The organism is Azonexus sp., from assembly GCF_030824335.1.
GTDB lineage: Bacteria > Pseudomonadota > Gammaproteobacteria > Burkholderiales > Rhodocyclaceae > Azonexus.
Window position 1 is genome coordinate 207,375 of sequence record NZ_JAVBXX010000011.1, and the last position, 23,205, is coordinate 230,579.

14 protein-coding genes are annotated in these 23,205 nt (G+C 58.4%); 9 read left to right on the top strand and 5 right to left on the bottom strand.

All coding sequences use genetic code 11. From position 1 onward, the window contains the following. The first annotated feature begins 51 nt into the window (after positions 1 to 51). The 6 genes from RCI20_RS08445 to RCI20_RS08470 all read left to right on the top strand — a co-directional run bounded on the left by RCI20_RS08445 (position 52) and on the right by RCI20_RS08470 (position 8,109). The gene (locus tag RCI20_RS08445) at positions 52 to 759 is read left to right on the top strand and encodes a haloacid dehalogenase type II (protein ID WP_306604333.1); all 708 of its coding nucleotides are present in this window, start codon (positions 52 to 54) and stop codon (positions 757 to 759) included. A gap of 41 nt (positions 760 to 800) precedes the next feature. After that, positions 801 to 2,399 carry a malate synthase A gene (gene aceB / locus RCI20_RS08450; protein WP_306604334.1) on the top strand — a complete coding sequence of 533 codons (1,599 nt, stop codon included), beginning with the start codon at positions 801 to 803 and terminating at the stop codon, positions 2,397 to 2,399. Positions 2,400 to 2,557: 158 nt separating this feature from the next. Beyond that, on the top strand, positions 2,558 to 4,747 hold the full coding sequence (locus RCI20_RS08455; RefSeq protein ID WP_306604336.1) for a diguanylate cyclase domain-containing protein: 2,190 nt from the start codon (positions 2,558 to 2,560) through the stop codon (positions 4,745 to 4,747). A gap of 332 nt (positions 4,748 to 5,079) precedes the next feature. Next, on the top strand, positions 5,080 to 6,942 hold the full coding sequence (locus tag RCI20_RS08460; protein ID WP_306604337.1) for a diguanylate cyclase: 1,863 nt from the start codon (positions 5,080 to 5,082) through the stop codon (positions 6,940 to 6,942). A 94-nt stretch (positions 6,943 to 7,036) separates the two neighbouring features. Then, positions 7,037 to 7,390, top strand: a complete 354-nt coding sequence (locus RCI20_RS08465) for a CidA/LrgA family protein (RefSeq protein WP_306604338.1) — start codon at positions 7,037 to 7,039, stop codon at positions 7,388 to 7,390. Beyond that, positions 7,387 to 8,109 (top strand): LrgB family protein, encoded by a 723-nt coding sequence (locus RCI20_RS08470; RefSeq protein ID WP_306604339.1) that lies wholly within the window; start codon positions 7,387 to 7,389, stop codon positions 8,107 to 8,109. The genes RCI20_RS08465 and RCI20_RS08470 overlap by 4 nt, the downstream gene beginning before the upstream one ends. Before the next feature lie 51 nt (positions 8,110 to 8,160). Here the strand turns inward: RCI20_RS08470 and RCI20_RS08475 are convergent, their stop codons facing one another. Continuing rightward, positions 8,161 to 9,198, bottom strand: a complete 1,038-nt coding sequence (locus RCI20_RS08475) for an ankyrin repeat domain-containing protein (protein ID WP_306604340.1) — start codon at positions 9,196 to 9,198, stop codon at positions 8,161 to 8,163. 38 nt (positions 9,199 to 9,236) lie between these two features. Between RCI20_RS08475 and RCI20_RS08480 the strand changes: the two genes are divergently transcribed. Then, complete coding sequence (locus RCI20_RS08480; protein ID WP_306604341.1) at positions 9,237 to 9,803, top strand: energy transducer TonB; 567 nt, start codon at positions 9,237 to 9,239, stop codon at positions 9,801 to 9,803. A 60-nt stretch (positions 9,804 to 9,863) separates the two neighbouring features. Here RCI20_RS08480 and RCI20_RS08485 read toward each other — a convergent pair whose 3' ends face one another. The 4 genes from RCI20_RS08485 to RCI20_RS08500 all read right to left on the bottom strand — a co-directional run bounded on the left by RCI20_RS08485 (position 9,864) and on the right by RCI20_RS08500 (position 20,197). Further along, the gene (locus RCI20_RS08485; protein ID WP_306604342.1) at positions 9,864 to 17,354 is read right to left on the bottom strand and encodes an autotransporter-associated beta strand repeat-containing protein; all 7,491 of its coding nucleotides are present in this window, start codon (positions 17,352 to 17,354) and stop codon (positions 9,864 to 9,866) included. A 58-nt stretch (positions 17,355 to 17,412) separates the two neighbouring features. Further along, positions 17,413 to 18,630, bottom strand: a complete 1,218-nt coding sequence (locus RCI20_RS08490) for a TIGR03032 family protein (RefSeq protein WP_306604344.1) — start codon at positions 18,628 to 18,630, stop codon at positions 17,413 to 17,415. A 61-nt stretch (positions 18,631 to 18,691) separates the two neighbouring features. Next, positions 18,692 to 19,228: an adenylyl-sulfate kinase gene (gene cysC, locus RCI20_RS08495; protein ID WP_306604345.1), complete on the bottom strand. Its 537-nt coding sequence runs from the start codon at positions 19,226 to 19,228 to the stop codon at positions 18,692 to 18,694. A 42-nt stretch (positions 19,229 to 19,270) separates the two neighbouring features. Continuing rightward, the gene (locus RCI20_RS08500) at positions 19,271 to 20,197 is read right to left on the bottom strand and encodes a hypothetical protein (RefSeq protein WP_306604346.1); all 927 of its coding nucleotides are present in this window, start codon (positions 20,195 to 20,197) and stop codon (positions 19,271 to 19,273) included. Positions 20,198 to 20,363: 166 nt separating this feature from the next. On the opposite strand from RCI20_RS08500, the gene RCI20_RS08505 reads away from it, so the two are divergent. Beyond that, positions 20,364 to 21,140, top strand: a complete 777-nt coding sequence (locus RCI20_RS08505) for a response regulator transcription factor (RefSeq protein WP_306604347.1) — start codon at positions 20,364 to 20,366, stop codon at positions 21,138 to 21,140. Positions 21,141 to 21,307: 167 nt separating this feature from the next. Continuing rightward, complete coding sequence (locus tag RCI20_RS08510) at positions 21,308 to 23,095, top strand: sensor histidine kinase (RefSeq protein WP_306604348.1); 1,788 nt, start codon at positions 21,308 to 21,310, stop codon at positions 23,093 to 23,095. Positions 23,096 to 23,205 lie beyond the last annotated feature (110 nt).

The following is a 23,205-nucleotide window of genomic DNA, read 5'->3' on the forward strand; positions in this document are numbered from 1 at the left end:
ATAAACGCCTCATTTGCGGCTTATCTTATCTTATTGGTAACAATAAACTCCATGTCCATGATTACCCAAGAAGCAGCCTCGCCGATCAACGCCATCGCATTTGATGCGTATGCGACCCTGTTCGACGTCTATTGCATGGAAGCACTGGCCGAAGAGTATTTCCCCAGCCAGGGCAAGGCGTTGACCATTCTTTGGCGACAGAAACAGATCGAATACACGCGCATCCGGACGATAAGCGGCCAGTTCAAGACCTTCTGGGAGATCACCCGCGACGCGCTGATTTTCGCCACGCGCAGTCTGGATCTGCCGATGAACGACAGCCAGCGCCAGCACCTGATGAACCAGTACGCCTGCTTGCGCCCTTTCCCGGAAAATCTGGCAACGCTTGAAACGCTGAAGGCGATGGGTTACCCGCTGGCCATCTTGTCCAACGGCACCCATCCGATGCTCGACATCGCCGTCAAATACAACGACATGCAGCATCTGTTCTCGCACATTCTGTCAGCCGACAGCGTGCAGAAGTTCAAAACCTCGCCCGAGCTATACCAACTCGCGGTCGACGCCTTCCAGGTGCCAAAAAACGAAATTCTCTTCGTCTCGGCTAATGCCTGGGATGCCTGCGCCGCAACCTGGTTCGGCTTCACCACATTCTGGGTCAATCGCAACCAGCAGCCCGAGGAAGTTCTCGACATTTCGCCTTCTGCTTGCGGTCGCGAGTTGTCCGACGTACTCAGCTATGTCGGTGGACTGCGCGGCTAACCATCACCACTTTCATCTTCAACCTTAAACAAGGAACTTTCATGGCCATCAATCTTCCCGCCGGCGTGCAGATCACTGCCCCGATTCAAGCGCAATACGAATCCATCCTGACCACTGAAGCGCTCGAATTCGTCGCCAAGCTGCACCGTGCCTTCGAAGCCCGTCGCCAGGAACTGCTCAAGGCCCGCGTTGAACGCCAGGCACGCATCGATGCTGGCGAAATGCCCGACTTCCTGCCGGAAACCGCCCACATCCGTAATGGCGACTGGAAAGTCGCAGCAGTCCCGGCAGCCCTGCAGTGCCGTCGCGTCGAAATCACCGGCCCGGTCGAAGCCAAGATGATCATCAACGCCTTCAATTCGGGCGCCGATTCGTACATGACCGATTTCGAGGATTCGAACTCGCCGAACTGGGACAACCAACTGCAAGGCCAGGTCAACCTGTACAAGGCGATCCGCCGCGAACTCTCCTTCAAGGGCGACAACGGCAAGGAATACAAGCTCAACGACAAGATCGCCACGCTGCAGATTCGTCCGCGCGGCTGGCACCTCGACGAAAAGCACGTCCTCGTTGACGGCCAGCGCGTCTCCGGTGGCCTGTTCGACTTCGGCCTGGTCTTCTTCCACAACGCCAAGGAGCAGATCGCCCGCGGCGCCGGCCCGTTCTACTACCTGCCGAAGATGGAAAGCCACCTCGAAGCCCGCCTGTGGAACGACGCCTTCGTCATGGCCCAGGACCACATCGGCCTGCCGCAGGGCACGATCAAGGCCACCGTGCTGGTCGAAACCATCCTCGCCACCTTCGAGATGGAAGAAATCCTCTACGAACTGCGCAACCACTCCGCCGGTCTGAACGCCGGTCGCTGGGACTACATCTTCTCGTGCATCAAGAAGTTCAAGAAGAACAAGGACTTCTGCCTGGCCCAGCGCAGCGCCATCACCATGGAAGTGCCGTTCATGCGCGGCTACGCCCTGGCGCTGGTGCAGGCCTGCCACAAGCGCGGCGCCCCGGCGATGGGCGGCATGTCGGCGCTGATCCCGATCAAGAACGATCCGGTGGCCAACGAAAAGGCGCTGGCCGGCATTCGCCACGACAAGACCCGCGACGCCAACGACGGCTTCGACGGCGGCTGGGTTGCCCACCCGGGTCTGGTGCCGATCGCCATGGAAGAGTTCGTCAAGGTGCTAGGCGACCGCCCGAACCAGTTCGACAAGCAAGTCGAAGGCAGCTTCGGCCCGGCCCAGTGGCTCGATTTCCGCCCGGAAGCCCCGATCACCGAAGCCGGCCTGCGCAACAACATCAACGTCGGCATCCACTATCTGGGTAGCTGGCTGGCCGGCAACGGCTGCGTGCCCATCCACAACCTGATGGAAGACGCCGCCACCGCCGAAATCAGCCGCTCGCAAGTGTGGCAGTGGGTGGTCTCGCCGAAGGGCGTCCTCGACGACGGCCGCAAGGTCACCGTTGAAATGGTCCGCCCGATGATCGCCGAGGAACTAGCCAAGGTGAAGGCCACCGTCACGGCACAAGGTGAAGACACGGCAACCTACGACCAGGCCGCCGTAATCTTCGACAAAATGTCGTTGACCGCAGAATATCCGGAGTTTTTGACGTTGCCGCTGTACGAAGCAATGGCTTGATCCGATAACAAGCAAATAAAAACGCCACCACGGGAAACCGTGGTGGCGTTTTTTTGTATTACCAAATTTGCAACAAGTTCATTATTTCGTAATTGCGCACCTCAAGTTCGTCATTTTTTAACCGCATTAAGTTAGGATGAAAATAAAGTCTGCCCATAATGACCAACAAGCTCGCCCACTGGCTGCACCACCACAAACTGCGGACCAAAGTTACCGCAGCCGCGTGCTTGTTCGTCTTCATCGCGGCGGTCATCAGTTCCCTTAACGTTGCTACCGTCTACGAGACCCTGAAGTTCGAAAAGGCGCACAAAACCCGGCAATTGGTCGAAGTGGCCCATTCGCTGCTGCGGCACTACCACAGCGAACAACTCGCAGGCCGGCTCAGCGAACAGGCTGCCCGCGAAGCAGCGATCAGCGCACTGGCCGAGTTGCGTTACAGCGACATCAACTATTTCTGGATCAACGATCTGGCCGAACCCACACCGCACATGGTGATGCACCCAACCATCCCGGAGTTGATCGACAAAGCCCTTGATGACCCGATCTACAACTGCGCCACCAGCGAGATGCCGGGTAATGGCAAAAAAATCTTTCATACCGATGGCCGGAAAAATATTTTCCGTGCGTTCAACGACGTCGTTCGTCAGGCCGATCACGGTTACGTCACCTACAACTGGCCAAAACCTCTGCCAACAGGTGGCGTCAGTGCCGAGCGCTACCCGAAACTTTCCTACGTCAAACAATTCGCCCCTTGGGGATGGGTCATTGGCTCCGGTATTTACATGGATGACGTCAAGGATGCGCTATACAAACAAATCGGCCTCAATATCCTGGCCGGGCTGCTGTTATTACTGACCGGCGCAGCCTTTGTCATCATCATCCACCGCGCACTCACGCCCTTGACCGAAGCCGCAGCAGAACTTGATGGCATTGCCCAAGGCAAATCCACCTTGCATCCACTCAAGGTACAACAACAAGATGAAGTCGGTTTGCTGGTCGACAGCTTCAATCGCCTGCAAGCCCTTCTGGCCCAGGAATCGCAAGCACTACGGGAAAATCGGGCACTGCTGTTGCAAGCGCAGCAAATGGCGCTCGTTGGTCACCTCATCTTTGACGCAGGCAGCGGCCAGTGGTGCAGTTCGGACATGCTCGACCATATTTTCGGCATTGGTCCAGAATACCCGCGCGATACGCAAGGACTGCTCGCACTCTGCCACCCGGAAGATCGGCCCATCCTCGAGGAATGTCTCGGTCAACACGGCAACTGCAAGCAATTTGCCTTCGACCACCAGTTCCGTATCCGGCGTGCGGACAACGAGGAAGAACGCTGGGTACACGGCCTGGCCCGCCTGCAGGATCCAGGCTCAGGCAAGCTCTTTGCCGTGTTGCAGGATGTCACAGTACGCAAGCGCAACGAAGAGGCACAAAAACTGGCGGCAAGCGTCTTTGCCAACACGCGCGAAGGCATCATCATCACCGACGCAAACTCCAGAATTCTCGATGTCAATCATGCATTTACACAAATCACCGGCTACCAGCGCGATGAAGTGCTGTATCAGAACCCCCGGCTGCTTAAATCCGGCATCCAGGGAGCAGCCTTTTACACCCGGATGTGGCAGGCATTGGTCGAACAAGGATACTGGAGCGGTGAAATCTGGAATCGGCGCAAAAACGGCGAAGTATTCGCCGAACTGATGAATATCTCCGTCGTGCAAGACAACACCGGCAAGGTCCGCAACTACGTCGGCATCTTCAGCGACATTACAGTCATGAAGGAGCACCAGCACAAGCTCGAACGGATGGCACACTTCGATCCGCTTACTGGTATTCCGAACCGCAGCCTGCTAGCTGATCGCTTGACCCAGGCAATCTCGCACACCCGGCGCAACGGCGACCAGATGGCCCTCTGTTATCTCGACCTTGACGGCTTCAAGCCCATCAACGACCAGTTTGGCCACAAGACTGGCGATGCAATGCTGATCGAAATGGCACGACGGATGGAGAACTGCATCCGGGCTGGCGATACTGTTGCCCGCATCGGCGGCGATGAATTTGTCATTCTGCTTCTCGGATTGACCGAATACGCCGAATGCGAAACGGCCATCAAACGTATTCTGGGCGAAATCGCACGCCCCGTGATGGTGGACGACATATCACTCAGCGTTTCGGCCAGCATCGGTGTCACACTCTTTCCACAGGATGATGTTGAAACCGAAATTTTGCTGCGCCACGCCGATCAGGCAATGTACAAAGCCAAGCAAAGCGGCAAAAACCGGCTCTGCATCTTCGATCTCGATACGGCAACCGCCCCCTCGAAAAAGATGGATATGGCCATTCCCGGCAATTGAACAGTGCCACCGGGCAATTCAGCCAAGCCGAACGGCGAGTTGCTAAAAACAGGATTCATGAAGCGTGACGATCGCAGTCTCAAGGCATAAAAAGGACTAAAAACTGCCATCTCGAATGGCATCACAAAACTTCCTGCTTATCCATTGCAAATTTTCCGCGCTTTCCCTTGCATTCAGCGCCCGTTCGAACATAATCACCCCTTCTATCAATAATGTCTTTTGCCTGCTTATCCGATGCACACACCGAATTGGCCATCACGGTCAAAAAAATCAGAACGGTTCGTGACTGTCGAGAAAAAAGCGCATAGGCATGGTCTTTTGCGAGTCGCACCGTGAATCTTCACACCAAGGTCACCCTGTTTTTCGTTGTCATCGCCGCCGCATTGCTTGCCGTACTGGTTGCCATCAGCCTGTATGCATTTCGCAGTTTTTCCATCGCCTCGGCAACCGATCATATTCGGACAGCAGGCGAAATCGTTCGGGTCCACCTGACGGAATCGATGATCAACGGCGTCATCGACAAACGTGAAAGTTTCCTCAAGCGCTTGGTCGAAGTTAACAGCCTGCGTTCCGCGCGGGTTGTGCGCTCACCGGATCTCGAGCGCCAATTTGGCCCCGGACTGAACCTGGAAAGCACCCCGGACGAACTCGAACGCCGGGTCATGGCCGATGGAAAAGCCTCTTTCGTCATGCTCAGCGAGGGAGAAGAAACCATTTTCCGGGGCACGATTCCCTATATCGCTTCCTCATCGGGCACGCCCAACTGCCTGCAGTGCCACCAGGTCCCCGAAGGCACGGTGCTTGGCGCAGTCAGTATGACCATGTCAATCGATGCACTCCGGATCAAGGCCCTGACCACAGTGGCCGGCATTGCCGGTGCAGTCACGGTATTCGCCCTGCTTCTCGTCATGTTGATGCGGCGCCTGCTACGCCCCATTTCCGAAACGGCGCATGCGGTTGAAGATGCCGTGCATCGTGCACTGGAAGGCGACTTCAAGGCCCATGTTGTCAAGAAGACCAATGACGAAATCGGTCAGATTGCCAACGACATGAACCGCCTGCTGAGTTTCCTCGATACCGGTCTGAACCGGATCGGCATGAGCGTTGCCAAATTGACCGAGCGCACGGCGACGCCGGGAGAAAACCTCCTGACAGCAACCATCGAGATGGTCGACGGTCTGGCCAAGGCGGCACATTTCAAACAGGCCATCGAAGAAGACGAAACGAAGGCGGAAATCTACTCACGTCTATCGACCACCTTGCAAAAGGAATTTGCACTGCAGGAATTTTCGCTTTACGAGATCACCACCAACAAGAAACAGATGAAAAGCATCATCGTGGATGGCGAGGGTGCCGATACCTGCCGCTGGTGCGATCCACAGATCCTCATCCGGCCGGAAGCCTGTCGCGTACGGCGTACCGGGCACGTGGTGAACAGCATCGACAACCCGGATATCTGTTACGCCTTCCAGCCACCACCGGAATTCGGCGCACGGCGTCACGTATGTTTCCCGATCATCCAGTCCGGTTCGGTCGGCAGTATTGTCCAGGTCATCAGCAGGCCGGAAGACGAACAACGCATCCAGGATACCGCCGCACTGCTTCAGGTTTACCTGCGGGAAACTGCGCCGGTACTTGAAACCAAGCGCCTGATGGAAAGCCTTCGCGATTCGACGCTGCGCGACCCGATGACCGGCCTGAACAATCGCCGCTTCCTTGAAGAATATGTCGAAACACTGGTCGCCAGCGTTCAACGCAAGGGTGCCCATGTCGCGATCCTGATGCTCGATCTCGACTACTTCAAGATGGTCAATGACACGCACGGTCACGATGCCGGCGATGCCGTCATCAAGGCGCTGGCCAATGTGCTGAAACAGGCCGTACGCGCTTCCGATCTGGTCATCCGTTATGGCGGCGAGGAGTTCCTCATCGTCTTGCTGGAAAGCAGTGCCGAGCAAGCCTTCCAGATTGGCGAAAAAATTCGGGCGGCGGTCGAAGCCCTGAAGATTCAGGTTGGCACGCTGGTCCTCCAGAAAACCATCTCCATCGGCATCGCCGATTTCCCTGGCGACAGCGCAACCTTCTGGCAGGCCGTCAAGTTTGCCGATATCGCGCTTTATCAAGCCAAGGACCAGGGACGCAACCGGGTTATCCGCTTCAAATCCGAGATGTGGGCCAGCGACGACGCCTATTGATGACGAAAAGTAAAATATCATCGGACCAGACTAAGCATTAACAAAACAAAAGGGCACAAATAAACTCCGGACTATTCAGTTCCGGAGTTTTTTTATGCTTGCCGCCCTCACCCTGTTACTGCTTTGCCAATTGATTGGCGAAGTACTGGCCCACTGGCTCGGCTTGCCAGTCCCCGGTCCGGTCATCGGTATGATCCTGTTATTCCTCATCCTGGTATTACGCCAAGGACCAGGAGAGGAGCTGCGCTCGACCAGCCAGAATCTGCTGCAGCATCTTTCTCTGCTTTTTGTGCCGGCCGGTACCGGTATCGTTCTGCACCTGACACGGGTCGGTGACGAGTGGCTGGCCTTGTTGCTGTCCTTGCTCATCAGTACGGTGCTGACCCTGATCGTCACCGCCTGGGTCATGCAACTTTGCCTGCGCATCAGCGGCAAGGAAACATCATGAGCCAGCCCCTCGGAGAAACCTGGGTCTATCTGTCGGCCTCACCGTTGCTTGGCCTGACCGTTACCCTGCTCGCTTACCTGGCCGCCTTCTGGCTCTACCAGCGCAGCAAAGCGCACCCGATCGTCAATCCGGTCTTGATCGCCATCGCAATTCTTGCCACGTTTCTGGCGTTGACCGGAACAAGTTACGAAACCTACTTTTCCGGTGCCCAGTTTGTGCACTTTCTACTCGGACCAGCCACTGTTGCGCTGGCCGTTCCGCTCTACACCCAGTTCCGCCGGGTACGCAGCATGTTGTTTCCGATCATTGCCGGGCTGCTGGCCGGCAGTGCCACCGCCATTGTGTCGGCGGTGATGATTGCCCGCCTGTTCGATGCCAGCACGGCCACCCAGGCATCTCTGGCGCCCAAGTCGGTCACCACGCCGATTGCCATGGGGATTGCCGAACGAATTGGCGGCTTGCCGTCGCTGACGGCGGTGATGGTGATTTTTACTGGGGTACTCGGTGCCATCCTGGGCAACAAGATCTTTGCCATCATTCGCGTTGGCGATGCAGCAATTCGCGGCTTCTCACTCGGCGTTGCATCGCACGGCATCGGCACCGCCCGCGCCTTCCAGCTCAATGAACAGACCGGTGCTTTTGCCGCACTGGCCATGGGACTGAACGGCCTGCTCACCGCACTGCTGTTGCCGGGCATTGCTGACTGGCTGATAAAGTAAAGCCGCTGCCGCTTCGGCGAATTGACCAGCGCAAGCGGGCGGTAACAAGGCTCAATAGTTGCGTACCGGCGCCGGTGCCGGCATCTTGGGCTTGCCATGGAAAGTTGCCGGCGGCACCTTGAAACCGGCATCGGGTTTTTTCTGCTGGATGATCCGGATCGACTGTTCCTGACTCTTGTTCCGGCTGGCCGTCACCTCCAGCGTCGAAGCGCGTTGCGGACTACTGGGCCGGTCGAGTTGTTCACGGACCAAGCGAACTCGCTCTGCCGCAATGCGGCGATCAATGGCATCGGTGGACAATTTACGCTCCGCCAAGGTTTGCCGCATGGACAGCAAGGTTTCAAGTTCCTTGCTCATGCTCAGCGAACGCTTCGGCTCACCCCATTTTTCCTTGGGCTGACTGACCGCGATGTTGAACTCTTCCGGATTGCTCACCATGCGCGCAATCCCCAGATTGTTGTTGCGCATGGCCCATTCCATCGCCCCGTCGCCCCATTCATTTTTGACATCGCGCCGAGCGCCCTGCTCGATCAATTTACGCGCCATTGCCTCACGGCCTTCGTACACCGCCATCATCAAGACACTGGAACCATTGGTCGTCAGCGCATCGATATCCGCCCCCAGACCGATCAGGTAATCAACCATTTCCGTGTGACCGGCAAAGACCGCATAGTGCAGAGGCGACCACTGCCGAGGTGCCGCATTGATCCGTGCCCCACGCTCGACCAGCCATTTTGCGGCATCTAGATTACCCCGCCAGGCGGCCAGCGCCAGCGCCGACTCACCATTGGCATTCAAGTGATTGATCTCGGCACCGCGCGAAATGAACAGGCGCATCAATTCGATGTTGCCTTCCCAGGCACCGATCATCAAACCGGAACCGGTGCGACTCCCCAGAAAATCCGGTGGCAGACCGGCATCCAGCCAGGCCGTCGCCTGCCGCAGGTTACCCAGCTCCATCTGGTTGGCGAATTCCACCGCATTGGGTAAACGAACCTCGCCGCTGCCCCACAACTGGGCGTGGACCGGGCAAACCGCTGCCATCCCGATTATCATTGCCAGCCAAAGTTTCCCAACAACATCACGCATCGACATTTCCCATCAAACAGACCGTTGAATATTCTCTCATGTCGTGCCAGCCTCGCTCGCTACTTGCTGCACTAGCCGTCTCTCTGCTGATTCACGCGGCCCTGTTTGCCCGCGAGTTGATCGCACCGCCCCCGGCAGCCCGCCCGCAGCTGGAGAAAAGTATCCCGCTCAGCGCGACATTGCAACCCGCGCCTGCCGCTCAGCCGACGCCCGAGCTCATCCTGGACGAACCGGAAAGCCCGCCGACGCCAACAGCCGTAGCAAGCAAACCCGCTGTCAAGAAACCGGAAAAACAGCCAAAAACTGCGGTCGACCCTAGAAAAACGGCAAAAACCTGGACCCAGGCCATCCGCGAACAGTTTTCAGCCCAGCAACGCGACGGTTTGTTCTACCCCGAAGCCGCCATTCAACAAGGACTGGAAGGCGAAGCACTGGTCCTGTTGATGCTCGATGCCAGCGGCGCAGTCGCCGCCGCCCGCGTCGAACAAAGCAGCGGGCACGCCCTGCTCGACGAAGCCGCATTGCGCGCCGTGCGTCGCTTGCGTTCGCTACCGGCCGATGCGCCCAGCGAATCCTTGCTGCCGGTACGCTTCAGGTTACGCTAAAAAAACCGCTACCCCAAGCCGGCGGCCCGTTCCACACAGACCGCCGGCATCCAGGATCGATCAGAGCCAGTTGGCCGGGACGCCCATGGCCTGCAGTTCCGCCACGCCGACGACCTGCAGGAAGTCAACCAGCGCCTTGAACTCACCGAGCGCCAGCGTTGGCTGCGCTGACTGAGCCTGGTAGATCGCATCGCCGATCCGCGCCAATTCCACATTGCGCAGGATGCTCTCGTCACCGCTGTGGCTATTGCGGATCACCAGATCCAGCGTACCGGGTGTCGTTTCCCGGAGACCCACTTGATAATCCTGCTGTGTGCCGACAAAGGAAGCCAGGTCGATCCCTTCACCGCCATCCAGCAGATTATTCCCGCTGCCCCCGATCAACAAATCATTACCCGCACCACCGAACAGCCGGTCATTCCCGGAATCCGCCCCCCAACCCAATTCACCCAGCACCAGCGGCGTCGTCAATTGCAACAGGCCGGCCTCATTCTGCAATCCCGCCCGGCCTTGTTCCTGACGCGCGAGGTAAAGCAGCGCGTCGGTCCAACTCCCCCCCTGAGTCATGTAATTGACACCGATCTGGACCATTTCGGTCGTTGCGCTACCCCAGACCTGTTCGATCAATGCCCGCACCTGCACTTCCAGCGCCTGCGGCTGAATGTCAACCTGAGCTTGGTAATGCTGGGCTTGGTAATGGTTGTTGGCAAGCAGGGCGATGTCCGCCAAGCTCAAATCACTGCGCGCCAACCCAGCCAGCCCCGCCGCATCCGGCCGGTTGCCCGTAACGGCGTGATACAGGAGCGCAATATCGGTCAGCCGGGTGAAGTCCTGATCGACCAGCGGGACACGCTGATCCAGTTGCCCTTGAGCCAACGGCGCTGCCAGCACCAGATCCGCCTGGTCGATGGCCGCCAGCGTCACGTCATTGGCGGCATAGTGCAAATGCATCTGCCCCTGGCTGCCAACCGCAAAAGTCCAGTTGCCGGCATCGCCGCCACCACCTTGCAGGACATCGTTGCCGTCGCCCCCTTCCAGCGTATCGTCGCCGCTACCGCCAACGACGAAATCGTTGCCGGCATCGCCAAACAGTTGATCGTTACCCCCTCTGGAGCCGACAGTATCGTCGCCACCGCCGCCATGCAGGATGTCATCATCGGCGCCGAGCACCATGTACTGACTGGCACCGTCGCCCGTGACTACCTGACTGCCCTCTCCGCCCGTGAGACGCACAGAACCGACAACCGCGGCAAAGTCCACGTTCTGCAACTGAATGTTGGTGTTAGCGGGGAGATTGCTGGCATTGATTACCAGACCGATTGCCTGGCCGCTGTTCTGGTGTTGCGGCGCACTGACAATGATGGCTTGGTTTGGCTGACCACTCCCAGGCGCCACACTTGGGGTAATCGTGTTCACAACCAAGTTGGTACCAGACGGCAAGCCCTGCGAGAAGCTGTTGGCAATGCCGGTCATGCTGTCGCGGCCTGCACCCTGTGAGCTGTTGTTCTGAATCGCCTGGATCAAACCTCCGCCGAAGCCTCCGCCGAAACCACCTGTAGCGCCGCTCCCCGAGCCGGCACTGGCAAATGTGGTCGAAGCCTGCAAACCAACGCCGACGGGCAAACCAAGCGTGACCGGGACGCCCCCCGAAGCATTACCCCCCAGCGGAATGTCGGCCAAAGGTGTTGTCGTATCCGTATTGACGCGCGACCCCGGCACGATGGGAATTGTCGTGGTCACTGTGGTCGTGGCAATGGTCTGTGTCTGCCCGGTAACCGGGTCAGTAACGGTGTTCGTACCAGTGTTCGTATTGCTGCTGACTGCGACACCATCGATCGTTGTCGTAGTTGAAGGCGCCTCGGTTGGTAGCGGAGTCGATGCGGGCGGCGTTTCATTAACATCGGTCACTGTTACGGTAATCGTCTGCACATCCGTACCACCTCTGCCGTCGCTGGCAGTGACGTCGACCACATAGGTATTGTTGCTATCCGCATCGGTTGGCGACTCGAAATTGGGCGCACTGGCAAAGCTGAGTACGCCAGCATTCAGGGCGAATCTGGCTTGATCGGCACCGCCGCTGATCGAATAGGTCACGGTATCGCTGTCGGCATCGGTCGCGGTCAGCGTCGTCACCGCCGTGCTGTTTTCGGCTACGTTGATACTGGCCGTTGCACCGCCTCCGTTGCTCATGATGACTGGCGTGACATTGACAGTCAGAACCAGATCATTGCCTGTGCCACCGTTGTAACTGATCTGGTAGACCTGTCCACTATGGACAAATTGACCGTTCGTGACAGTAACGGTCGACCCGCCTATTTTCACAGTGTCGAATGTGCCGACGATGGCATCGCTTGCATCGTTTGCGATCAGCGTAAAAGTGCCGCCGCCGGGAGAAAAGCTATTGACCAGCGACAGATCAAGCGTGGCGCCAGTGAGGTCGACACTGCCGGTAACGTTGATCTGGTCATATTCCGTACCAGCGCTTGTTCCGCCGATCTGGGCTGAGAGAACGCTACCGGCAACCAGCGTCAGCGCACCGGTGGCCAAGTCGTCGGCAGCAGTGACGCTACCCGCACTCAGCGTGGCACCGCTGGAAAGCGCGACGCTGCCAGCAATGCTGCCTGTACCGCCAAGCGTGCCGGCGGCCCCTACGCTGAAACTGCCCGTACCGCTATTCGTGCCATTAACCAGCAAGCTCCCTGCTGAGACCGTTGTCGTACCGGTGTAGGTATTGGTGCCAGAGAGCGTCCAGGTACCGGAGCCGGTTTTGACCAGGTTGCCAGTAATGGTATTGCTTATGACACCACTGAAGGTGGTTGAGGTATTGTCACCGCCGACAGTCAGGATGCCGTTGTTCACGTTAAGCGAACCGGCACCTGCTATCGAGCCGAGCGTCTCGTCGTTGTATACCTTCAAGGTCGCCCCAGAGGCTACCGTTACCGCGCTGCTGTCGGCAATGACCGTGCCTGACCCGTTGACAAGCCGCAACTCGCCCGCCGAGACGGTGGTCGCCCCGGTGTAGGTATTGGTGCCTGTGAGCGTCAGCGTGCCGGTTCCACTCTTGGTGATGCCGCTGGTGTTGGTGGACGAGATCGCGCCCGAGAAGGTGGTGCTGCTGTTGTCGCCGCCCGCTATCAGCCTATAGCTCAAGGAGACGGCGCCAGCGCCGGCCAGCGAGCCGATGGTTTCGTTACCGCCGATCAGCGACATAGTCGCCCCGGAAGCCACCGTGACTGCGCTGGTATCGGCGATGGCCGCAGTGCCTGACAGGCTGAGCGTGCCGGCGGAGATCGTGGTCGCCCCGGTGTAAGTGTTGGCTCCGCTGAAGGTCACCGCACCGCTGCCGGATTTGGTCACGGCGCCCGTGCCGCTGATTGCCGCGGCATAGGTCCCGGTCGTGTTCTGGTTGAACACCACAGCCGCGTTGTTGGTGATGTCGCCCACCAGACTGGTGGTGAGGCCTGTCAGCGTGCCCGCCGATACCGTGATCGTGCCTGTGTAGGTATTCGCTCCCGTCAATTGAAGGTTGCCGATATCCACCTTCTCCATGGCGCCCGAACCGGAGATGATGCCTCCCAACGTCACCGTGTTGGCGTTCGAGATGATGCCGCCATTCAGTGTGAAGGCGTTGCTAATCGACACATCTGAACCGGTGATCTTCAGACCCTTGGTTAAGGTCACCGCCCCGGTTCCCAAATTCGACCCGTCGGCCACGATGACATTGAAATCATCGGTGGTATCTTCGGAAGTGGCATTACCGGCGCTGCCGGCGATGGTGAGCCCACCGGAAAAATCATTGTTCCCCGACAAGGTCAACACCTTGCCGCCAATCTTGCTCAGGGCGCCGCTACCTGTGATTACGCCCGAGACCGTCGCGTCCAACCCCGCCGCCGTGATCGTGCCACCGCTGGCGCCCAGAGTGACGCCGTGGGCGATGGGACTAGACGCGCTTTGGAGATAAAGCGTGCCGCCGTCCAACGTCAACGTCCCGGTGCCGAGATTCGCGTCTGACGAGATGACGAGGTTGCCCGCCATTACCTCGGTAGCCAAGGCCGAACCGTTGTTGGTCCCCGATAGCGTCAGATCTTGCGTCCCGGTTTTGGTCAGCGTAAAACCGCCCGATACCGTGCCACTGAGGGTGAGTCTGGCGTCGGTCTGAATCGTCGCATTGCCGGTCAGTGTCACCGTGTTGGCTAGCGTCGAGGTGGTACTGGTCAATTGCAGCGTTGAGCCGCTGCCCAACGTGAGCGCACCTGTCGCCAGATTACTGCTTCCGGCAATGCTGAGTGTTCCGGCATTAATTTGGGTGGCCCAATTCTGGCTGTTGTTGGTGCCGGAGAGCGTCAGGGTGCCAGCACTGACCTTGGTCAAATTGAAACCACCACTGATTGCGCCGCTCAAGGTCAGGCCGGCGCCAGTACCAACGCCAATCATGCTGTTGCCAGTCATGGCCAGCGCGCCGCTGAGGGTGGCCGTGCCGCTATCGAGCCGCAGCGCGCCGGTACTGGAAATGCCTGCGCCGGCCACATTGATATTTTCTGCCACGTTTACACCGTCGGCCAGGGCCAGTGCGGCACCGCTGGCAACAGTAGTTGTGCCGGCAGAGGTTCCCAGTGCCGAGTTGTGGCCGGCGACCAACGTGCCGGAGGAAATCGTCGTAGCACCGGTGTAGGTGTTGTTGCCCGACAAAGCCAGCGTGCCATCCCCCACCTTGCTCAGGGCGAAGTCGCCGGAAATCACCCCGGAAATCGTCAGCATGTCGGTGTTGACATAGGCACCGATAGCCGCGTCAGCAGCCAGGGTAACGTTTCCGGAAAGGGTGGCGCTACCGGTGTTAACCTTGACTGCGCCATAAGCAGCGTTGACCCCGATGCCGCTTATGCTCAGGTTTTCCGCCACGTTTAAGCCATCGAGGATGCGCAGTGTGGTACCACTGGCAATGGTCGTTCCCGCTGTCGTGGAACCCAATGCCGTATTATGGCCGACGATCAGCACGCCGGAGTTCAGGTTGACGGCTCCGTCGTAGCTGTTGGCCCCTGACAAGGTAAGGGCTCCCACCCCGGTCTTGGTCAGGCCGCCCGCCCCGCTGATGATGCCAGTATGGGCGGTGGTCGCGCCGTTGCCGCCTGCTGTCAGGATGTAGCTGCCCAACACCACATCGCCAGCCCCGGCCAGCGAGCCGATGGTTTCATTATTGGCAAGGCTTAACGTCGCGCCGGTAACCACCGTTACGGCACTGGTGTCAGCAATCGCTGCACCGCCACTGGCAATCAGGGTGCCGGCATTGATCGTGGTCGAGCCGGTGTAGGTGTTGGCGCCTGACAGCGTCAGACTGCCAGCCCCCATTTTGCTCAGGGCGCCCGAGCCGGCGAGGGTGCTGGAAATGCTCGCCGTTTCACCTGTGGTGTTGGTGACGGTTAGCGCCCCGTTCAGCGTGAGGGTGCTGCCGGCAATGGTCAGCCCGTTGGCACTGTCAAGATTGAGCGAGTCGCCCGCCCCTGCCGTCGCTCCGCTCATCAGCGTATAGGTGGAGTTGTCGGTCAGCACCACCTTGATGGTGTCGGCGCCGGCCTGACTGACCGAGCGCGCCAAGGCTTCGCGCAGCGAAAAGCCGTCGGCGGCGTCACCCTCGTTATCGCTGTCGGTGATTGAATTGGCGTAGATGGTCGAACTGGCGACAGTAACATCAGCGTTCGCGGCCGAGTTGCCGTCGCTCAGCGAGAAGCGGATGGTGGTGTCGCCATACGGCGTGTCGTTGCGATAGGCGATGTTTTGCAAGACGGATTGCACCAAGGCTGTCGTCGGCATGCGGTTGACATCGATATTGCCGGAAGCCGTACCGAACTGAACAATCAGCGTACCGCTTGCATAGGTGTACGACCAGCGGGCGAACCATCCAGTGTTCACCATATCGTTCAATACGCCGGTCGCATTCTGTCCGGCCGCCTGGGCGGCTTCGATTGATTGCTCCGGGTAATTTGTGTACGCGATTGAGCCGTCTGCCTGCAAATCAAATACGCTATTGCTGAGGAATGTAAATAAATCCTTGGTCGCCCCGTCGGCGGCGCCCCCGCTCTTGACCCGGCTGATGGTCAAGGTCGCTCCGTTCCAATCCCCATTGCCGGAATTTAGCGCCCCGAATTCAGTGTCAGCAACGGTCAGGGCTGTGGCGGCGTCCAGCTTCACATACAGACCTTCCCCCGCCCAGGCGACGCTATCGCCGTTCAGGTTGGCAAGCGTCGGAGGGGCATTGCTGACGAAGCTTGCCGTATGCACTGCACCGCTACTGTAACCGCCGGAAATCGCATTGCCTGCGCTGTCGGTAATGCCAGTGCTGGTGTTGTTCAAATCCAGGCGCAAGGTGCCGGTGCCTGTAATGCTGCCCACACTCACCGTGTAGCTGTTGCCACTGCCGGTGACGCCAGTGATGGTGCCGGTGGTGCTGCCGCTGACGGTACTGAGTGTGAAGTCGGCACTATTCACCCCCGTGACGCTTTCGGCGAAGGTGACGGTGTAGTCAATGGCTGTAGCATCGGCAGCCGGGGTACCGGATACGGCGATGGAACTGATGGTGGGGGCGGCCGTATCTATCGTATAGGTTTGCCCGCTGGTATAGCCCGCGGCAATGGCGTTGTTTGCACTGTCTTTGATACCCGTACCCGAACTATTCAAGTCCAGTCTCAGCGTGCCATTACCGGAAATGGTGCTGACTGTCACGGTGTACGTCGTTCCACTGCCAGTCAGGCCGGAAATTGTGCCATTGGCTGTACCGGAACCCGTCAGGGCAAAGTCAGTGGTATCAACCCCGTTCACTGATTCTGAAAAGGTAACGGTGTAACTCACACTGGTCGCGTTAGTTGTTGCAGTGCCGATACGGTTAATTGAGGAAACTGAGGGGGGAGTGGTATCGGAGGGAGGGGGAGGATCCTCCCAATGTTGATTCGTAGTGCAACCATGCGGATTGTTGGTAGATGTGCTCCCACCGTTTACACACCCTAAGCACTCATCAATCCCCTCCATCCCCTGTACCGTAAACGGCAGCACCGTTTCGATCTCTCCGACGGAAAATTCCAGATCCCAATCCCCGCCCAGACTCAACGGCCCGGTGCGGTCGGTGGAGGCGGCGATATCGACGCCGTTCAGCGCGGTGGACAAATCGGTCACGAAGGCCTGGCCACTGGCGCTGCCGGCGAGCGAACAGCCGTAGAGCAGCAGGTCGCTGTCGGCGCTCAGATGGCTGGCGATGGCGGTCAGGGCATCGGCTTCGCCAGGCAGGCTGTTCTGGTCGAGTTGCAGGTCGCCCAGTTGCAGGTCGCCCAGTTGCAGGTCGCCCAGTTGCAGAAAGCCGTTGCCGCCGTGGCTGACCAGATGCAGCGCATCGAGCGCACCATATTCGGCCAGGGCTGCGGCCAGCGCGGCCAATCCATTGCCACCAGCGGGCAGCAGGATCACCGGAATATCGGGACTGATGCCAGCGGTCAGGGTTTTCCAGTCACTGACGCCGGCATCGATGATGACGACTTCGCGGGTGGCGGATTGGGTTGCGGTCATGGTGGGCCTTCGGGAAATTTGGGTTAGCGTGGGGGGCGTTTGTTGGTTTCAGGTCGCGTCAGGGCAAGGTTTTGCGCTGAGGCTGCCAGCCAGGAAAATCCGGCGGCGGCTTGGGGGCCGAGCGCCAGGGGCCGGGCGGTAAATGCATGCGCCACTGGTGCTGTTCCGGCTCGCGAAAACCGGGGGTGTAGGGTTTGCGGATGCCAGGCAGAAAGGCAACATCGTAGGTTTCCGTGACTTGGCCTTCGATGGTCAGCCAGTGGTCCAAGCGACCATTTTTGAGGTTAAAGACCAGTAGACCGCAGCGCTGGTAAAAACCTTGCTCTTCGAGCTTTTGCGCCAGGTTGATCTGGCCGACCAGGCCGTTTTTATCCGGACGCAGACGCGACAGGGCGACCACCGCATGCTCACCGACAAAAGCGATGCCCCGGGCGAAGCCCTGACAAAGCACAACCGGGACAAACTGTTTGCGGTCGAAATCGACATAGCCGAGTTGGGCTTCACCAGAATTGATCAGCCACAGCTTGCCGTCGTGCCAACGTGGCGAATGCGGCATCGACAGGCCTTCGCAGACCACTTCGTTGCTGCGCATGTCCACCACGAAACCGCCGTGGCTCTTGACGCCTTTCCAGCCCAGTTTGCTGTCGAAACGTCCACAAATGGTGGCATAGGCCAGTTCGCCATCAACCGCGCAAATACCGTTCAGATGGCAGCGGTCTTCCGGCGCCAGCAGACTGATGAAGTCGGGCACCCACACCGGTTTGAAGGTGTAGTGCTCGTCGGGCGCAGCGACGCAACTGAACTGGGTATTGGCGTAGAGAAACTCGTAATGCTGCCCTTGAAAATTGACATCGGCCAACACGTCGTGCGTGTTGCTGTTGCCGACCAGGTACGCCCGCCGGGGCATGTAGATGGCGTCATAGTGCTGGCCGGCGATCTCGTCCGGGCCGGCATTGGAAAAACGCCAGATTTGTTCCCGGTTGCCGACCCACAATTTGTCCCGGTCGATAGCCAGACCCATCGCGGTGCCAACGACCCGTTCCTGTGCATACAGGCTGTTGTCGGGATTCGTGCCGAGAAAAAACAAGCGGCCAGTCTGGTAAGTGGAAAATGCCAGCGATCCACCACTGGCAGCCAACCAGTCAGCAAGACCGGGGGATGGCGTCAGGACGGGTTTGCCGGCGGCGGCGCGTAATTCTGCGGTCGACTTCCCTTCAGCGTCAAAACCGCTGCGCTGAAAATCGTTTGCTGTCCAGTCGTTGAGATTGCCGCTCATCGTAATTGGCCAAATTGTTGCGCCGGGCAGGCGCTGAGGTGGGTGGGCAGGGGAACTGTTTTCATGGCGTGGAGTGCCTGAGCGATTGAATGCTGAGAATCTGGCGAACGGCGTCGGCCAGCGGGGTTTCATGCGTGTTGATGCGCAAGGCCGGTTGCACTGGCGCTTCATAGGGAGCCTGCAGGCCCGTGAGTCCCAGCGTACTGTCATGCCGCGCCCGAGCGTAGAGCCCTTTGGGGTCGCGCTGCTGGCAGATTTCGAGCGGCGTGCTGACGTGGATTTCAACGAAGCATTCGGGCGAGATGGTTTGCTGCGCGGCAGACCGGCCTGCGATGGTCGGGGAAATCAAGGCGGCGATGACGTGAATGCCCTGACGGTTGAGTAGGTGAGCCAGATGGGCTGTGCGCCGCATGTTTTCTTCACGGTCAGCGGCGGAAAACCCCAAGTCACTACAAAGGCCGCTGCGCAATTCGTCGCCATCAAGCACACAAGCCGCTTGCCCTGCGGCCTGCAACTGCTGAACCAAGGCTTGGGCCAGCACGGTTTTACCCGCGCCGGAAAACCCGGTGAGCCAATAGGTGAGTGCGTGAACTTTCAAATCAACTCGCTGAATGACCAAGATTAAAAGGAGGTGTATGCATCAATTCTTCAGGCTTGGGCGGGATATTACCTTTAGCGAAGCGTCTGCTGGCAGAGCACCGGCGGGCTGATCCTTCCGGACCACTATACGTGACAAGCGCGCGTTGACTTCCAAAAAGGCTCGTACAACCCGGTCACGCTGTGCATCATCGGGTAGCGTCTGGCGCAGGGTTTCGCAGCCGGCCAGCGCGGCTGCGCGACCATCGGCGGAGAAACCCAGTGTCGTTTCGGCGAAAAACGGGGCAATAACTGCGGTCAACGCAGCGGGAGCAGAGGATTGTTCCAACACGCACTGCGCCGAGCGAAAGCCATCCTGGCGGGTCAGTGCGATCATGTAATCGTTGCCAGCTTCCAGTTGTACGCCGGTTCCAGGAACCACCGAAATCCATGGAAACCAGGGCGCCAGGTGCGGGAAGAGATGATTCGGAAACAACTCACCGCCCCAGTAGAGACGAGCGATATCGGCGAAGTGAAAAAAATCCCGGATCGCAAGCAGACCGCAGTCCTGAAAGGGCAAAATTTCCACCGGCGGTTTTTCGCGGTACACCGTGTCGTTGGCGACATCGACATACAGCGAACCTAGCTGCATGGCGTTCTGAAAATATTGCCCGCGTAGTGCGCCCCAGACCAGACGCAGCAAGCCACCTGCGGCAAAAAACTCGCGCAGGGCGTCCAAACCCTGTTGCTCGGCAGGGGAAAGCGCGGGGGAAAAGAGGGGGCTGGGCGAACACAGCCACCCTTCAACAATACCGAATACCCGTTGAGCTATTTCCAGACATTGCCCGAGCGGATAGGCCTTGCCGCTTTTGAAGGGCTGACGCACCAGCAACTCCTGGTCAGCTTCATTTCTGGCGCGCTGCCAGAAGGCCAGCAAACCCGCTTGCCGGGGCAGCAACAGGCGCACGGTCAACTCATGCTGCTGCGACATCGGTGTAATCGGTTCCTGAGGGAGCATTTGGCACAACTGATTTGGACTACGCGGGATTTTGCGCCAGAATCCAGCGTCCTTCGTGCACTCAATACTGTTCAATGCTGTCAAATTCTGTCCCGAACCAGCCCAGACACAAAAGCAGCAACCCATATCAAAGACAAAGATGACATCCACCGCCATATGCTCCCCACCCCCAGTTCGGACACGTATTGCGGTCGTTGAGGACGAACACAACTTGCGCGAAGACTTGCTGGAGTTTTTAGGTTGGCGTGGGTTTGCTGCACAAGGATTTGATAGTGCAGAGGCTTTCAATACGGCACACGCCCGACAAGCGTTTGAATTGGTATTGCTTGATATCGGTTTGCCAGGCTTCAGTGGTTTGGAACTGGCGCAACAACTGCAAGCGATGCCGCAAGTACCGGGCATTGTGATGCTTACCGCCTTTTGTTCAGACGAAGACCGTGTGGCTGGCCTCGCGCTGGGGGCGGATGCCTATTTAGTGAAAGGTGCCTCGTTACAAGTCATCGAGGCCACCTGTCACAGTGTTTTACGCCGACTGGGTACGCGCACAGACATGCAGCGCCCCGCACCACCCACGGCAACTATCGAAACGCTACCCGACACCAGGCGCGACGAATGGGTGATTTACCTCACCAGTTGGCAGCTCGGCATGCCTAATGGTGAGCGACTCAAGCTGACACATCAGGAAACCCTCATGTTGCGCCGATTGATGCAGCAACCCGGTACGGCGGTGAGTCGCAGCGAGTTGCTGGCCGATTTGGGCAAACCCGAAACACTTTCCAACCTGCGCAACCTGGACAACAGCGCCAGCCGCTTGCGCCGCAAAGTGCTGGCGGGTTGTGCGCGCGAGCTGCCGCTGCGTCCCAGTTATGGGCAAGGCTACACTTTTGCCGGCACTGGGCGGGTAGACCAGGCTTGAGCCGACGAACAGGAGCGCACTGGCTACTACCCTCGCGAAACGGGTGGCTGGCGCACTTGCTGGCAGGGTGGCTATTGCTGCTAAGTGGGTCTACTTGGGCCTTTCAAGAGCCCTCCCCGGCCCTGCTATTGCGTGCTGACACCCAGCAATCCAGTTTGGCGGGCCACTTGAGCCGGTGGGTGGATACCAGTGCACAGAGCTCGTTGGCCCAGGCCCGTGACCAGGTTTTCAGCCGCTTGCCCGGCTTTGAAAACGCCGGCTTTACGAACGCCGCACACTGGTATCTCCTGCACCTGGCCCGCACGCCGGATGCACCCACGAACTGGTTGCTGGTATTGGAAGCGCCCTACCTGGACAATATCGAGGTCTGGATCGAACAGGCCGATGGCACCATCGGCCCTTACCGTCTGGGCGACCATGTGCCGATGGCCGAACGGCCCGTGCATTCGCACCAGAACGTGCTGGCACTCGCCTTACCGGATATCCAGCCGCGCAAGGTATGGCTGCGCGTCACCTCCAGCAGCATGATGAATTTCAGCGCCCATATCTATGAGCCGCAGACGTTCACCAGCCACGAGACACAAGAAGGCCTGTTTTTAGGCTTTCTATTAGGCGTGATATTGGTCGTTGTACTGGCATTTGGCGCACTTGGTCTTATGCTTGGCGAGCATGTTTTGTTAGCCTACGCCGCTTTTGTTGCCAGCCAGGGTTTGCGTCACCTGTTGATCAGTGGCTACTCGCAAACTTTGTTCGATCCCCAAATGCCTTGGCAAAGCAATGCCATTCAAGGCTTGGGCTCACTGGCTCCGGTGTTGGCAGCAACGATTTTCTTCAGCTACCTGCTGAATTTGCGCGTCCACTTTCCCCGTTTGTTTCGGATGTACCTGATGCTGGGCTGGATGACAGCACTGACTTTGTGCTTCATCACTACACCGGCCTATCTGGTATTTGCGCCACTGCTACTGAAAATGGGCGCGCTGCTCAGTCTGCTTGGCCTGGTGTTGACTGCGGTGCTGTGGTGGCAGCAACGTCGCTGGGACATGCTTTTATATTTTTTTGGCTTCATGACCTCCGTTGTGGTGGCTTTACTGCAATGGGCAACTTTTAGTGGCTGGCTAAGCATTGACTGGTTCAGTACCCGCGTCTATCAGACATCAACGCTGGTGCACATCGGGGTAATGAGCCTGGCTTTGGCAGTACGGCTATACCAAAATCAGCGTGATCAGACGCACGTTCAGCAACAGAATGCTTTGGTGCTGGAGCGCCAGACCGAACAACGGCGCTTCATCGCCATGCTGTCGCATGAGTTTCGCAACCCGTTGGCAAGCATTGACCGGGCCGCCAACCTGTTACAACTCAAGCTGACAGATCTGCACAAGGCCGATGGCGCCCGGCTGAGTGGCATTCGTAGCAGCGTGCGTCGTCTGGACTCGCTGGTTGACAGCTTTCTGGTATCCGAGGCTGTAGAACAACACCGCCTGACCCCAGTACTTACGCAGCAAAGGGTGGCTCCAATGCTGGCGAATGTGATTGAAACGCAGGGTGCAGAAGCGCAAGGACGCTTGCGGCTAAGCGTGACGCCACCCGATTTGCAGTATGCACTGGATGCCCGACTGATTGGTATCGCCGTCGGCAATTTGCTGGGCAATGCCTTGCGCTACAGCGGCGATACGGGCACGGTCAGCCTGACGGCTCAACAGGAGGGTGACGATTTGCTGTTGACGGTGGTCGACCAAGGCCCTGGCTTGAGCGAAGCTGAATTGGCTCTGTTAGGTGTTGCCTATTACCGGGCAGGCACTTCAATGGGCAAGCAGGGCACTGGGTTGGGCTATTTTTTCAGCCGCAGCATCGTCGAAGCACATGGCGGCACGCTGCAGGCGGCCAATCAACCGGAAAGAGGCCTGCGGGTAAGCCTGCGCTTACCGGGTTCGACAAGCCAGACTCATGATCTATAGTACAAAAGTACTATTAGTAGAAAAATCATCGATGTAGAAAACCATGAAATTCCTATCCGCTGATATGCTTATATCGCATCGCAGCATGACGAGAATAAATTTCCAGGGGG